The sequence below is a fragment of the uncultured Methanobrevibacter sp. genome (assembly GCF_902774605.1).
Lineage (GTDB): Archaea > Methanobacteriota > Methanobacteria > Methanobacteriales > Methanobacteriaceae > Methanocatella.
In genome coordinates this window covers 1-15244 of the sequence record NZ_CACYJE010000044.1, presented here as the reverse complement: position 1 = coordinate 15244, position 15244 = coordinate 1, and the positions used below count along the sequence as shown (strand labels likewise).

General features: G+C 41.5%; 12 protein-coding genes, 1 tRNA gene and 1 pseudogene. 9 read left to right on the top strand and 5 right to left on the bottom strand.

Annotated elements, in window-relative coordinates; genetic code table 11:
• On the bottom strand, positions 1 to 392 hold a 392-nt coding region (locus QZU77_RS08235; protein ID WP_295602987.1), incomplete at its 3' end, for a nuclease.
• A 101-nt stretch (positions 393 to 493) separates the two neighbouring features.
• Here QZU77_RS08235 and QZU77_RS08230 point away from each other — a divergent pair.
• The 3 genes from QZU77_RS08230 to QZU77_RS08220 all read left to right on the top strand — a co-directional run bounded on the left by QZU77_RS08230 (position 494) and on the right by QZU77_RS08220 (position 3714).
• Positions 494 to 1774: a Mur ligase family protein gene (locus tag QZU77_RS08230; RefSeq protein ID WP_295602985.1), complete on the top strand. Its 1281-nt coding sequence runs from the start codon at positions 494 to 496 to the stop codon at positions 1772 to 1774.
• A gap of 69 nt (positions 1775 to 1843) precedes the next feature.
• Positions 1844 to 3031, top strand: coding sequence for a hypothetical protein (locus tag QZU77_RS08225; RefSeq protein ID WP_295602983.1), 1188 nt, complete (start codon positions 1844 to 1846; stop codon positions 3029 to 3031).
• A 29-nt stretch (positions 3032 to 3060) separates the two neighbouring features.
• A complete protein-coding gene (locus QZU77_RS08220) occupies positions 3061 to 3714 on the top strand; it encodes an NTP transferase domain-containing protein (RefSeq protein ID WP_295602981.1) in 654 nt (217 codons plus the stop codon).
• Here QZU77_RS08220 and QZU77_RS08215 read toward each other — a convergent pair.
• The 3 genes from QZU77_RS08215 to QZU77_RS08205 are packed head-to-tail and all read right to left on the bottom strand — an operon-like array spanning position 3706 to position 8079.
• Entirely contained in the window at positions 3706 to 4380 is a 675-nt protein-coding gene (locus QZU77_RS08215; RefSeq protein ID WP_295602979.1) for a DUF169 domain-containing protein, read from the bottom strand. The genes QZU77_RS08220 and QZU77_RS08215 overlap by 9 nt on opposite strands.
• A gap of 28 nt (positions 4381 to 4408) precedes the next feature.
• Complete coding sequence (locus tag QZU77_RS08210; RefSeq protein ID WP_295602977.1) at positions 4409 to 5626, bottom strand: PD-(D/E)XK nuclease family protein; 1218 nt, start codon at positions 5624 to 5626, stop codon at positions 4409 to 4411.
• A gap of 14 nt (positions 5627 to 5640) precedes the next feature.
• Positions 5641 to 8079: a DEAD/DEAH box helicase gene (locus tag QZU77_RS08205; protein ID WP_295602975.1), complete on the bottom strand. Its 2439-nt coding sequence runs from the start codon at positions 8077 to 8079 to the stop codon at positions 5641 to 5643.
• A gap of 348 nt (positions 8080 to 8427) precedes the next feature.
• Between QZU77_RS08205 and QZU77_RS08200 the strand changes: the two genes are divergently transcribed.
• Entirely contained in the window at positions 8428 to 11292 is a 2865-nt protein-coding gene (locus QZU77_RS08200) for a DEAD/DEAH box helicase (protein ID WP_295602973.1), read from the top strand.
• Here the strand turns inward: QZU77_RS08200 and QZU77_RS08195 are convergent.
• Positions 11289 to 12437, bottom strand: a complete 1149-nt coding sequence (locus QZU77_RS08195) for an aldo/keto reductase (protein WP_295602971.1) — start codon at positions 12435 to 12437, stop codon at positions 11289 to 11291. The two genes, QZU77_RS08200 and QZU77_RS08195, sit on opposite strands and share 4 nt — an antisense overlap.
• 182 nt (positions 12438 to 12619) lie before the next feature.
• On the opposite strand from QZU77_RS08195, the gene hypA reads away from it, so the two are divergent.
• The 5 genes and pseudogenes from hypA to QZU77_RS08170 form a co-directional block, all read left to right on the top strand.
• A complete protein-coding gene (gene hypA / locus QZU77_RS08190) occupies positions 12620 to 12997 on the top strand; it encodes a hydrogenase maturation nickel metallochaperone HypA (protein ID WP_295602969.1) in 378 nt (125 codons plus the stop codon).
• 17 nt (positions 12998 to 13014) lie between these two features.
• Positions 13015 to 13671: a hydrogenase nickel incorporation protein HypB gene (gene hypB / locus QZU77_RS08185; RefSeq protein WP_295602967.1), complete on the top strand. Its 657-nt coding sequence runs from the start codon at positions 13015 to 13017 to the stop codon at positions 13669 to 13671.
• 21 nt (positions 13672 to 13692) lie between these two features.
• Positions 13693 to 14724: a DUF354 domain-containing protein gene (locus QZU77_RS08180; protein ID WP_295602965.1), complete on the top strand. Its 1032-nt coding sequence runs from the start codon at positions 13693 to 13695 to the stop codon at positions 14722 to 14724.
• Positions 14725 to 14776: 52 nt separating this feature from the next.
• Positions 14777 to 14849 (top strand) — tRNA-Ala (locus QZU77_RS08175).
• Between the two features lie 38 nt (positions 14850 to 14887).
• Positions 14888 to 15244: pseudogene (locus tag QZU77_RS08170) on the top strand (hypothetical protein); the annotation flags it as partial.

Below are 15244 nucleotides of genomic sequence, written 5' to 3'. Positions count from 1 at the left end.
ATTGTGTGCGGTGCATCCTTGATTGAATCAATTATGCAGTTCGCATTCCAGCCGACAATGGTTGCCGCTTTTTCTTCAAGAACCTCTGGAACTTCCTCAAGTCCCATTGGCCTTACCAAAACGATTGGTATATTGTATTCGTCAGCCGCATTCAATAAGGCTTCGAATAATTCCTTATTGTCATTGTAAAGGCCTGCTAGCAATATTATTCTATCCACTTTCTGATAAAACGCTTCGCCCGCTAATGCATATGACCCTGAAACGGATTCTTTCCATAGGAAATCGACTTTTGAGAATAGTTTTTCTGTGAACTGTCCGTATTCATTGTTCTTATCAATACCGCTAGTAATGATTAAATTGTATATCTTGTCGTCTCTTTCATCTTCAAACATTTAATCACCTTGCTTTTATTTTAATTGTTATGATATAAAAATATTTATTAATTCCAAAAAATAATGTTTAATATAGTTAATTAGTTTAAGGAATTATTTTTATGAAAGCGGCAGTAATTGGATTGGGTGTAGAAGGTAAAAAGGCAGTGAACTCTCTTTTAAAACATGGTTGGGATGTCTATGCCACTGATTTGAATATTAATGTTGATTTGGATGGTCTGGACTTGCCGATATTGTCAATGAATATGATTGATGACAAGCAAACCGTGTCTATAGTCGGGGAGAACATCACTGTTGACTTGGGTTTCACTAATTCTTACGCCATTGAGGACTGTGATGCAATAGCAATAAGTCCCAGCATGTTCGGAGGCTCTTTTGCCAATCGCCTGCTTGAGGATGGTGAATTGCTGAGTGATGTCGTGGACAAGCATAAGGAATTGTTCACCATAGGCATTACCGGGACCAACGGCAAGACCACAACTGTGCACATGATTAAGACAATCCTTGAGAATGCCGGCCGCAAGGTGCTGGTTGGAGGCAACGGCGGCGGAGGTTTTTCAGGATATTATGACTTGATTCTTGAGGCAAACGAGGGGGATTATGATGTTCTGCTTGTTGAGGTCTGCGACATGACCCTTGATTTTGCAAACTACTGCTTTGACTTTGACATGGTCGGCCTCACCAATATAGGCAATGACCATATGGACGTTCACAAGACAATCGCCAACTATAAGAACTCACTGGTGAGGTTTTTCACCGGAAAGACCATTTTCACTGCTTTCAATCAGGATTTCAACACTGACTTTAAGGAGGCATCAAGCCAATGCATTCCTTATTTCGAATACCAGGATGAGCTGCAACTTGTCGGAAAATTCAATCTATTGAATGCAGGATTGGCAACTGCAATATGCAGGGAAATTAAGGTGCCTAAGGATGTCATCAGACAGGCATTGGCTGATTTCCATGCTGTTGAGGGTCGTTTGGATGTCTATAAGATCAATGATGCTGAGGTTTACGTTGGAAAGACTGACAATTCTGATGCACTGGCTTCTGTTTTGGCTGAAAAGGACTTTTATGCACTGTTCATTGGTACTCCTCGCCATAACGAGACTCACAGGCTGGATATTCTGGACGTTGCAGTCAAGTATAATCCTGAAGTCATAGTACTGTTCCCGGGATTGGATGACACCTTGGACATCGCCATTTACAGGCTCAATTCACTGGGCTATATGGGTAACATCATCACCGTCAGCACTCTTGACCAGATCATAGAGCTGGTTGCAGAGTACTCTCATGAGGATGCTATTCTGATAGGGGGCAATGGTCAGGACACCATTATTAAAATTCAAGAAAGGATTAAACTCATTTCTGAAAAATTATAACATCAATAATAATCTTTTTATATTATTAGTGGGTATATTATATATTGTATAGTTTATTAGGTGTATTAAATGAGTAAAAGTTGGAGAAGAATTTCAATCGTAATATTTGTAGCATTATTGTTATTATGCTTATTTTTCGCATTCACTTCAATAAGCACTGCAAATTATACTGCTCAATCCGTAGCTGAGGAGTATAATCTTCCGATTGGCCAATCCATGTTTGAAAATCAATCAATAATGGGCACCAGTGACCCGGTAGAGGTTCCAGTGGTTTCCAACATTGGTTTTATTGCACATCAGATTCAGGCATTTGACCTGCAGGGAATATTGATGGCGTTTTCAACAGGAGTTGTGCCTTTTGACTTTGATATAGTTGCAGGCGAAGGAATCGATTCTTATGGAAATGTAAAAGATATTGTCGGTCCGGGCTATTTGACCTATGAGGGGGATAAATTGGCAGTCAAAGCGCCGGACAATTACGTATGGGGTTACAGTGCTCCATATAAATGGTTAGAAAAAACAGAAAACGGCGTTGACATCTATGAGGATGGTAAAAAAATCAAATCAGTGCCAGTTGATGAAATTAGGAATTTAGAATACAAAAATGATTATTACAATGCATCCACTATCGCAAGCTGGTATAATTATGACGCCCAGGTAGGATCAACCTTCACACTCGAGAAGGGAATGGTCGGATTTTCAGATGGAAGGAATAACATTTCTTCAGATGATGTTCCAAAAATCTTCGGTCAGGAAGTGGTGGATTATGCGGCAGAATATCCAACAGGTTCTCCAATCTTGTTATACTCTGGAAATTACACTGAAGATGCCGGTGAAGTTTACGGTACTTCATTAGGTTCACACCCTGAATATGGCGATTCCATTAGGGAAGTAAACGCCAGACAATTTGTCGAAGCATGGAACGGCACTATCATCCCACCTAATTCCACTGGAAGCGGTAAGGATTATGTTTACTTTGAATCAGCCAGCGATGCATCTGCTCCTGGTGGAAGTGCAGCACACGGTGTATGTCCATCAGCAAGAGCATTAAGGGCAGCAGTCACATCCGAAGGCTTTGACTTGCCTACCGGTATGACCTGGGATGAGAATGCGGTGCTGTTCGGTTTCAACCCTGCACGTGACATTACCGTTCACAATGACCATGACTACCCTGTCCAAATCAAAATGTGGACTGAAGGTTCAGGTACCGGTATGGGGGTTTATGCGCAAGTTATAAGATATATTCCTAATGATTAAGGAGATATCTATTCTTTTTTTTTATTTTTATGTCTGTTTCTACCGTCATTACTGCAGCGGGCAAGAATTCCCGCATGAGGAAAGACCAGATTTCCCGTGGTCTGAACCTAACAAATAAACTAGTTTTGCCTTTCAAGGATAAGACCGTCATAGAGACAACCATTGACAATGCATTATCTTCAAATGCTGATGAATGCATTGTGGTACTTGGCCATTATTCTAGTGAAATAAAAGAAGTTATCTTTGATAATTATAAAGAGGAGGTCAAGTTCATAGAAAACAATCCTGTTGATGTAGGTTTATCAACTTCACTTTTCAATGGTTTGTCGAACATCTCATCAGACCTGGCACTCTGCATCACAGCCGACCAGCCCACAGTATCAACGGAAACATTCAACAAGCTAATAGAAACAAGTCTAAAAGCAGAAAATCCGTATAATACAATATCAGTTTTGAGAAGGAGAAAAACAGGATTGCTGGATACTGCCGAAGGGTTGGGAATGCCTTTTGTGGCTCCAAGGCTAAACCTTATGAAATACCTTGAAAACGAGGATGACAATCTGAATCCTATACTTAGAAAAATATTCGATGACGGATACGTTTTTTATGGTGTTGAAGAAAAAAATAAAAAAGAGTTAGTGAACATTAATCATTATGATGATTACCTGTCACTACTAGATTGAATCAAGACCTGAAATAACTTCCTCGATTTTGGCCTTGCTGATTCCGACAGTCATTTCATTGTCCTTGATGTCGGCAGCCTTTCTTGAACCGTCACAGCCTAAAGTGAAGTTAATGCCATCGGTAATGTATGGGTTTGCAAATGCATCACCGCACAATGACTGAATTCCAGCAAATGATGGAGTGATTTTCTCACCTGTTTTGTAAACGATGCTTTGGGCAAGTTTCATGCCTCCAACAGGCTCTGTGATGATTTCAATCACATCAGCTTCAAAGTCAGCCTCATCCAATGGAGCGTAAACTATTCCCCAGTGAATGTCTTCAACGATTGATAGCTTGCTGGTTAGTTTTTTAGCGGTTTCAAGATCCTGGAATCTGCCTAATGAAAAGTATTTTTCACCATTGGCCAATTTTTCAGGCATGTCCCTTAAACCGATTGCTCCTGCACCGCCAAGGCACATTTGCTCATCGATTGTTGAGTAGAACTTGTCTCCAAGGGATGCTTTCCTGACCATTTCACAATGTCTGATTTTCTCGCCGATTAAGTCATAGCCTTCAGGAAGGTCGTCTTCGGTTTTAATCAGTTTCATTGCAACCGGTTTTGCATCAAGCTTGATTTTACTTTCGATTGCTTCGCAGTATTTTTTGTTTGTTTCTAAATTTGTCATACAATCTCCTCTAAATAACTAGTTTGTATTATGGAATTTTAATATCTTTTGTTTTAACACTGTTATTTTTACAGAATGTTCTGAAATCACATGCACTGCAGTTTCTCTCATCAGAATCGGCTTTCCAAGCCTCCTGAATCTTGCAGCCCTGCATCTCCCTGATTAATGACTCCTCAATATTGGCTACAACACTATCGAACTTTAAAAGTGCATCATTCTTTTCGCTTTCATCAACGCTTATGATTCTAATTGACCGGTCAATCTTGAACTCATCACTTAATGCAGGAGCCTTATCGTCTTCCTCCCAATTCTCAATCAGCTCAACATCCTCAGGATACTTCTCACCGACATCGGTCATGCCGTTTCTAAGTTCCTCCTTAATCAAAACAAGATCCTCTTTTGATGGAACAAGCTCATTCAAATAGAATATGATTCCAGCAACAATCGGCTTTGCATCCTCCTGCTTTGACCTGAGCCAGGAATAAGTAAGTATCTGCTGCTTGTGAGTTTCCCACTTGTCCTCAGCCTTGGAATCTCCAATGCTTGTCGGCGGCCTTTTCATTCCCTTGTAGTCAATGATTATCTCATAATCCTCACTGTCCGATTCCCTAACCCTTTTCTGGAAATCAGGATTTCTTTTCAGGTACTCGATAATCATGTTGTCGTAATTGTCAAGATTGCTCTGCTCCAGGTCATTGATCTTCATTGAGGTCAAAACATCCACTACACCATTGATGCCGTAATAGTTAGACCGGCTCCTATGCTTGTCAAAATTAGGCATTGGCCTAACTCCCTTGATTAGATGTTCTGATGAATCAATCAATGGGAAAAGATGCTTTCCCCAAATGTTGATGGCCTTTTCAGCCCTGGCGCTGGCCAGTTTCTTATGGTCATGCTCATTTAAATACTCCACTTCCGGATGATTGGACATGCTGAAGAACAGGTCCTCATCATAAGGGTACAGGCCTCTGGTCTGCAGCCTCAGGTCAATCTGCTCTTCAATGGGCCTGATGTCCTCCAGCCAATCCCATGGAAAACTTGTTTTCTTATAATCCCATTCAAGATATGCCTCCTCCAATACCCCATGGATGAATTCGCCGAACCATCTTTGAACTGGCTTTGATGGAGGCAATGTCCCCTTGTTCTGATAGCGGTACTGCAGGTTGCATGTTAAAAATGAAAGCAAGTCTCCGGTCAGACTGTACTCCGGAATCATGTACGGCTTTGATTTTGACGGTAACTTCATGTTATAATCTCCCATTAAATTAGATAAATCTCATTAAATCCCACATATTTCTCGTCACGACTCCAGCCGAGAGCAATATTCGGGATGTCAAAGTGGTCGTTGCGCTTGGTGTATCCTTCAATCGCAGGGTTGAGGCCGATGAGCAGAAGCACGCTTTCAGCCCTTGAAAACGCCACAAAATATAATCTGGTCAAGTCGTCAAAGGACCTGTCCTTTTCACTCCTTTCGCTAAGCCCCAATGAACTGTGCTGGCGGATGCTGTCCTCAACGGTCAGGTCGTCCTTGATGGATTTAGGGAATCTTAACCTTTGTGTCCTGATGTCGTTTGTCTTGAACCTTGAGCCCACATCAACGATGACCAATGGGAATTCCAATCCCTTGGACTGGTGAATTGACAATACGTTGACCCTGTCGTCAGGCAATGTTTCAAGCAATGACTCGTCAATGCTCACGCCACCGGTCGACAAGGGTATGAATATGTTCCAGATGGCCTCCAACACTGATTCCCTTTCCTGCTTTTCACTGTAAAATGAAATGTTTGAGTGATAGTCATTAAAGAATCCGGTTTGAGTGATTGACTTGGTAATCGCTTCAAGATAAACGATTCCCTCCACGTCATCCTGCAGTTCCTCAATCCAAGTGGTGATCTTATATGCAAGCTCCATGAGACTGGCTCTTTTCGGCCATTCATCATGTCCCAACGGTCTTCTCAGCTGCCAATATGTGACGAACTCGCTTAATGTAATCGGCTCGTGAGGCTCGGGATTCAGTTTCATATAGTCCTTGGCCTTAAGCCTCCATTTGTGCATGTTCCTGTTGGCCAGCTTAGGTATGGTCTTGTCGGAGCTTTGGAACCTGGCCTCCGGGTCGATGCATTCAAGCATCAAACCGCAGAAAATACCTACATTAGTGATTTCCTGCAAGTCGATTCCACGTGGATTGAACATTTCAATCGGGGTTTTAAGTCTTTTCAAATGCTTCCTTAGGAAAAACAAGAATGACCTGTTGCCATAATGAACTTCCTTCGGCGAATATGAGAGTATTGCAATGTCGGATGCTGTGCCGTACTCACTGTCCAGCTTGAGCGTAATCTTCTCCATCTTTTTTCCGGCCTTAAGGTTTTCCTGCTTGAGGCGCTGCAATTTGGCAATGTCTATTGCTCCATTCATCTTCTCATAGTATTCCTTGTTCAGGACCTGAAGGACTTTCAGGTTGCACTCTCCCTTGTTGACAAGGTTGTTTATGAGCAGTGACAGGTCACGGGCAAGCATTTCAGGATTGTTCCTGAACATTCCAAGAACTGGCATCTTGTCCTTTTCAAAATCCGGTGCAATGATTTTTGGCTTGTTTTCAACCCTTGCATTTTGATATTCACTGTCGAGTTCTGCAAACTGGTTGCAGTGGGCTATGATGTTTTCGGTTGAGCGATAATTTGTTTGCAGGTTGATTTCAACAACATCCACTCCCAGCCGTTCCTTCACGCGCTCCGGGTAATGAGTGAACAGGTCAACTGTGGCGCCCCTGAATCGGTACAGTGACTGGTCGTCATCGCCTACAACGGTAATGTTTCCCTTGTTGTTAAGTGCATGTTCGGCTATTGTGAAGTAGATGTCCTCCTGTATGAGATTGGTGTCCTGGTATTCGTCAATAAGCACGATTCTGATTTCATCAAGGAATTCCTTTAGTTCACTGTTCTTCAACTTTTCCAAAAACAATGATTCAAGCATTGCAAAGTCAATGGTGTTTCTTGCCTGCAGTGTCTTTTCATATTCCCTGATGCAGTCCAATGCAATCTGCTGGCCGCTTCCCTTCTGGGTTTTATCGTATAATTCGTCAAGGTCAACCTCATCATAAAAGAGCCTGTTTTTAATCTCCATCAATATTTCACTCATTTTTGATGGCTCTTCCAGCTTGCCCCTTCCGCTTATCACTTTCAGGTATTCCACAAGTTCCTTGTTGAGGTAGGTTTCATTTTCAATGAGTATTCTCATCATTGCGGAGTTTGCAACAAATTCCTCTATAACAATGGCTTGGTTTTCACCGGGTTTCTTGAAGTCCCTGAGCAGTTCTTCAGCGATGCTGTCGGTTGTCCCGATTTTAATCTGGTTGAAGTCAATCCGGTCAATCACGGGTATGCTTTCAAAGTCATCAACATTATCCAACAGGTGATTTTTAATTTCATCCCCCCATCCGAGGATTCTTGAATAGAGTTCCTCAGCGGCTTTTCGTGTGAATGTGGTTGCCAGGATTTCACTTGGATTTATGTCGTCCACGAAGATGTATTTAAGTATTTTCAAAACCATCACGGTTGTTTTGCCTGAACCGGGGCCTGCTACGATGAAAAGGGATTCGTCACTATTTGATAATATTGCCTTTTGCTGATTCTTGTTTGAAGAAATATCTCTTTTGAGAATATTCACTACAATATCTTCAAATTCTTCATATGAAATCATTTTTTCCCTCGTAATGTACTATAATTTAATTTTTGTAATTAACTTATTTAAATAATCATTGAGAGAGCGGTTGATTAGTATTAGTGATTAATTATATACTTATGATAAATTTTCAAATAATAAATTTTATTAATCTGATTGATTATACTATTGCATATGGGAGTATTTTTTCTTCCATAATATGCATAAGTTAGAAGCAGAACATGCTTCTAACTTGATAATGTATATTTCAACTCAATATTTTCTTGTTTTAATATAAAATCAATACTCATCACACGCTCTCTGGTTTTATTTAAATATCATCATGATTAAAATTAATATATTAATTAAATTGTTTTAGCTGATATTATGTCTGATGTGGATAAGATTGATATGTTCAAAAACGATGTGCGATACCGTGAAAACATCGCCCATATAGAGACAATACCGGCTAAAAAACCTAGTTTTAAAAAAGTGGATGACTTGAATCCTAAAATTGTGGATTATCTTGATTCAAAAAACGTTAAACTCTACCAGCACCAGGCAGAAACCTACGAGTCAATAAAGGATGGGGAGCATGTGATAATCACCACTCCAACCGCTTCGGGAAAGACACTGGCGTTCAACCTGCCTATAATGGAGACAATGCTGGAGGACAAGGATGCAACAGCATTATACACCTATCCCGCAAAGGCACTGTCCAATGATCAGTTGCATGTCCTTGAGAATCTGGAAAAGGACTTGGACATTAAGATTAAACCACGAACCTATGACGGTGACACTCCAAGGGAGGACAAGCGTGGAATAAGGGAAAAGTCAAGGATAGTCCTTACAAACCCTTACCAGCTGCACCTGATACTGTCATGGCACCACCAATGGTCAAGATTCTACAAGAACCTTAGATACATAGTCATTGATGAGTCACACTACTACAAGGGCGTTTTCGGCTCAAACGTTGCTTTTCTCATCAAGAGGCTTAAAAGAATAGCGAACTTCTATGGCTCATACCCTCAGTTCATACTCTCATCAGCTACACTTGCAAACCCTTTGGAGCTTGCAAACCGCTTGACCGGTGAGGAATTCAAGCTAGTTGACAACGACACTTCCCCAAGCGGCGAAAAGGACTTCATATTATACAATCCCTTCAAGAACTATGTGCGAAGGAAAACCAACACTCAGGCAGCTCCATCCGTGCACATGGAAACAGAGAACATTTTCATGTTCATGATGCTTAAAAACATTCAGACACTATGCTTCACCGTTTCAAGGAAAACCACTGAGCTCATTGCGATGTGGGCTAAAAACGACATGACTCAGGTCAAGGGGCAATTGGCCCACAGGATTGCCGCATACCGTGCCGGTTATCAGGCACAGGAACGCCGTGAAATAGAGGATGGGTTGAAAAGCGGAAAGTACCTTGGAGTCACATGCACAAATGCATTGGAGCTTGGAATCGACATAGGTTCGCTTGATGCAGTAATCATATCAGGATACCCTGGAACCATGATTTCAACCTGGCAGCAGGCGGGAAGGGCAGGAAGAAGCAGCCAGAAATCCCTTGCAGTGCTGATTGCATTTGAAAACCAGCTGGACCAGTACTTCATGAACAATCCAAAATTCTTCTTCGACAAGCCACATGAAAACGCAATCATCGACTTGACCAATCCCATACTTCAGGATGCACACCTATTGTGCGCCGCAAAGGAATTGCCGCTTCAGAGGGGAGAGGCTGAAAAGTACTTTGGAATCTCACAGGATGTAATCGATAAGCTGGTGGACAATAAGGACCTGCATGAAAACCACAGGGGAGACTTCATGTACCCATATGATGACAATCCTGCAATGGACCATTCACTGGACCAGATATCCTCAGAGGAATTCAAGGTGATGAACAATGGCCAATTGCTTGAGACAATGGAGCGCTCACAGGTCTACCGTGAAGCCCATGAGGGAGCCATACTCATCAACAAGGGAGACACTTATGTTGTCAACGGCGTCAACTTGAAAAACTGTTACGTCAACGTTTCAAAAGAGGCGGTCGACTATCATACCATGGTATTGAACCAGACTGACATCAGCATCAAAAAGAAGCTGTCAAAAACAAGATATGGAGATTTGACAATACACTTCGGTGAGCTCACCGTAAGCGAAGACTACTTCAAATACAAGAAAATGCACTTTTCAAAAGTAATCGGAACATACCCATTGGAACTGCCTCCTCTTAAGTTCAACACCAAGGGGTTATGGTTCACTATACCGAAACGCGTCAAGGACACATTGGAGGACATGTATCCTAATGAGGAGGAAGTCTTTGCAGGGGGATTGCATGGGGCAGAGCATGCACTCATCGGATTGTTCCCATTGCATACAATGTGCGACAGGTTCGATATTGGTGGATTGTCAACCAATTATCATGAAGACACTCAGGAAGCTACAATATTCATCTATGACGGTTATGAGGGTGGAATAGGTATCTGTGAAAAGGCGGTTGATGTTTTCATCGACCTTTTGAACTCAACCATTGACCTTTTGGATAACTGCCAATGCCAAAGCGGATGTCCTGCTTGCATATACTCTCCGAAATGCGGCAACGACAACAAGCCGTTGCATAAGAATGCCACCAAATACATTCTAAAGTACATGTCCGACTTGATTTCAAAAAACATTCCGGAAGAAGAGGTCAAGGCAGAGGTCATTATAGAAAATGAGGTTATTCCCGATGAGTTTGACGAGGCCTTTGAGCTATATGAGAAAGGCGATTACTCAGCATCAAAGGATGTATTGAACAGCATAATAAGCGCGGATAAAAATCATGCCCGTGCATTGGCTTTGATGGCTCAGATATTATATGAGCAGGACCAGAAGGACATTGCACTATTGTTCACCAAAAAGGCATTGTCGTCTGACAGGTCCAATGAGATGGCCAATGAATTGGAGGTGCTTCTTACAAAGAAACCTCAAAAGCAAAGTGTGGAGCTGAAATCATTGGATGATGTTGACACCTTATACGAGGAGGCCTATGACCTCTATGAGCAGGGCGACCTGGCAACATCCAGTGAGATATTGGAGAAGCTCCTTGATTTCGATGATCGCAACTCTGAGGCATTGGCACTGATGGGACTGATATACTATCATTCAGGAATGTTTCCAAAAGCGATAGAGTATTACAAGAAGGCTTCAAAAATAAATAAGAATGGTGAGATGGTTAGGGAATTGAAAATGAGGGTTTCCTAAGGGTCTCCGGCATATGGGCTGAATCCATCTTCAAAGTGTTCGCATAGCTTTTCAAGTTCCGCTGGAATGTCTATTTTTTGAGTGCAATGATCAATGCAGGTTCCGCAGTAGGTGCAGTCTTCCGCAGGCACTTTCTCGTCAGCCAACTTGTCATAGTATAACCGGTATATGTTGGATTCCGGCTGGTTTTTGCTGGTGTTGTAGATGTGGAAGTATTCAGGTATCGGGATCATCTCAGGGCAGGCGTCAATGCAGTATCCGCATTCGCTGCATGGCACTGCAACGTTTTCTGCAAGTTTCACAGCCATCTTTTCTAAAAACTCGTTTTCTTCACTTGTAATCACTTCAAAATTCTCATAGGTGTCGCAGTTGTCAATCAAATCATCCATCTTGTTCATTCCGCTCAATACTATTTTAACGTGTTTGAGTGATGCGCAGAATCTTATCGCAAAACTTGCTATGGACTTGTCGGGGTTGAATTCCTTGAAGTCGTTTCTTATCTCCTCTGGTGGATTGACGATCACTCCTCCTTTCAGGGGTTCCATCACATATACGTCGAGGCCGTGTTCCACGCACAGGTCATAGCATTTGTGGGATTCGATTGATGGGTCTTCCCAGTCAAGGTAGTTGAGTTCCAATTGGACTATGTCGAATATTTCTCCGTACTCGTCAAGCACTTCTTTTAGCAAGTCTGAGCTTTCATGGAAGCTGAATCCGATTTGCTTTGCAATGCCTTTCTCCTTCATTTTCTTAACGTACTCGAAGGTGTTTGCGTTTTTAGCGTTCTTGAGCCATGGGCCATTCACATTGTGTATGAAAAATACGTCGAAGTAGTCGATTCCTAACCTTTCAAGCATCTCATTCACGAACTTGTCATTGTCCTCCTCGCAGGTAAGCGCCCATGTAGGCATCTTGTCGCATATTCTATATGATTCGCGAGGGTATCTTTCAACCACAGCCTTTCTTATCGCAACTTCGCTTGCACCGTTATGGTAAGCGTAGGATGTGTCGAAGTAGTTGAATCCCTTTTCCATATAGATGTCAACCATCCTGTTGAAGAGTTCCTGGTCTATCTTTGTGGGGTCGTTTTCATCGGTTTGGGGCAGTCTCATGCATCCGAAACCGAATTTTGATTTGTAAGTCATAATACTATCTCCTGATTGGTAATTATTTTTAAATTAAACATTATTTAAATGTTGTTAATATCAACATTTATTTAAAATTTTTTTCATATGGATTATTACTCCGATAATGGGATTATATTAAATAGTTTTATAAATTAATAAGACCATATTTATAATATTAATATTTATTAAGGAGTAATAAAATGCATGAATTATCTATGGCTCAGGGCATTATCAATGCAGTGCTTGAAACTGCAGAGGCAAACAATGCAACTGAAGTTAATGAAGTCAGTGTGGAAGTGGGAAGACTCGCAATGATAAATCCAGAACAATTGGAATTCATACTAGGGGTTCTGATTGAAAATACAATAATGGAAGATGCTGAAATCAAATTCGAGGAAATTCCTGCCGAAATAAAATGTAATGACTGTGATTTTGAAGGTGAAGCTATCCTGGATGATAGCGATCACTACGCACCGCTCATCAAATGTCCGAAATGCGACAGCATGAGTGTGGAAACCTTAAACGGTAAGGATATCGTTGTTAAAAATATTGTTATAGAAAAACCTGATGATAATTAAATGGGAGGCGAATTAGAATGCACCAAGTAGCAGATGTAGAAGTAGCAAAAAATATCATGGACGCTAACAAAAGGCTAGCGGACAAAAACCTGAAAAACCTAGAGGAAAAGGAAATATTCTGTGTTGATTTCGTAGGAGCAATCGGTTCCGGAAAAACAACCCTTGTAGAGGAAATTATTGACAATACCGATTATAATATAGGCGTGCTTGCAGGAGACGTCATCTCAAAATTCGATGCAGGACGTATAGAAAAGCACAACGTGCCAGTTGTGGGATTGAACACCGGCAAGGAATGTCACTTGGACGCACACCTTGTAGGACACGGCCTAGAGGACCTTCCGCTGGATGACCTTGACATGGTGATAATCGAAAACGTGGGAAACCTCATCTGTCCTGTTGACTTTGACTTGGGCTCACACTTGAGGATAGTTGTCGTTAGTGTGACCGAAGGTGACGACACTGTGGAAAAACACCCTATCATATTCCAGACCTCTGACGTGGTTGTAATCAATAAGGTTGATCTTGCAGATGCTGTTGGGGCTGACGCCGATAAGATGGTGGCTGACGCTCAGAAATTAAACCCAAACATTAAGGTAATTAAATCCAGCTTAAAGCAAGGCACTGGATTGGATGAAATAATCGCTGTTATAGAAGAAGCTAAAAACAATCAATAAACAATTTAATTAGGTGGTAGCATGAAAGTATGGATTGATATTTCAAATGCGCCTCATGTAAGGTTTTTTAAAGATGTAATCAAGTATTTGGAAGCGGAAGGCGAGGATGTCATTGTCACCGCTAGACAATTTGGTGATATCCATAAGTTGCTCGACATGTATGACATTGACTTCATATCAGTCGGTAAGCACGGTGTGAGTCTTTATGACAAGTTGAGGGAAAGCACACAAAGGGTGTATAATCTTGTGGACATCATACATGGCGAAAAGGTGGATGTCGCCCTTAGCAAGCATTCCATTGAACTTCCTAGAATATCATTCGGTCTGGGGATTCCAAGCCTCTACGTCCTTGACAATGAGCACGCACTGGCAGCCAACAAGCTGACACTGCCATTATGCGACAGGATCATCACGCCGGACATCATCGACTTTTGGAAGCTGATGAAGTTCGGAGCCGACCCTAACACCATCATTCCATACAACGGCACATCTGAATTGATGCATTTCAAAAGCTTCGTTTATAATGATAACATTTTCGATGACTTGAACCTTGATTTGAAGCATCCGAAAACAATATTGATGAGGCCTGAACCTTCACTTGCATCCTACCTTGATGCCGACTGCAGGAAATCAGTATTGTCCCCAATCGTTGATGAGCTGAAAAACGTTGCCAATATATTGATACTGCCTAGGTTCAAGGAGCAGGCTGACATATTTGAAGGCATCGAGAACGTTTCAATATTGAAGCCTCCCGTTGACACATCAAGCATAATGAAAAAGGCTGACCTTGTCATTGGTGCAGGAGGTACAATGAACCGTGAAGCTGCAATACTTCAAACACCGGTCATTTCATGTTATCCCGGTGAAACATTGTCCGTTGACCAGTATTACATCAACAAGGGCTTGATGTACAGGTCCATTGACACTGATGAAGTTATCAACAAGGCACTTGACTTCATAGTCAATCCCCATGAAAAAATTGACGTTAAAACTGATGACTTGTTCCAGGTGATTATTGATAATTTATATGATTTGGCCAAGAATGGCAAATAGTTTTTTATACTATTACATTCATACTATAATATAACATTTAATTATTTTTTTTGGGCTGGTAGCTCAGATGGTAGATCGTCGCCTTGGCATGGCGGAGGCCCCGGGTTCAAATCCCGGTCAGTCCATTTATTTTTTTAAAATAAAAGAGAATTGTGATTAAAATATGTTGTTAATTGCTCAAAACCACTTACAATTAATTGTAGAAGTAGCAGTAATGCTATTTGTTACAATGGTGTTTGCTTTGAACTTAATTCCATTGTCACTCAGTGTGGTAACCTTTTTATCATTATTCCTGATGGGAGGCTTCACTTTAATTTTCGCAGGAGACATTGCATTGCTGGTATTAGCTTCTAGCCAGGCAGAATTCACACACCCATTCGGGCCATTGGCATTGTTGGGTACTGTAGCGGCTTTAGCATCATTGAAGGTGATGAAGGAATCGGGAGTGGATATTCGGCCACTCAGAAGATTCGTAATACTCTTTTTAGGAGGTATCACAATCTTCGGTGGATTAATGCAC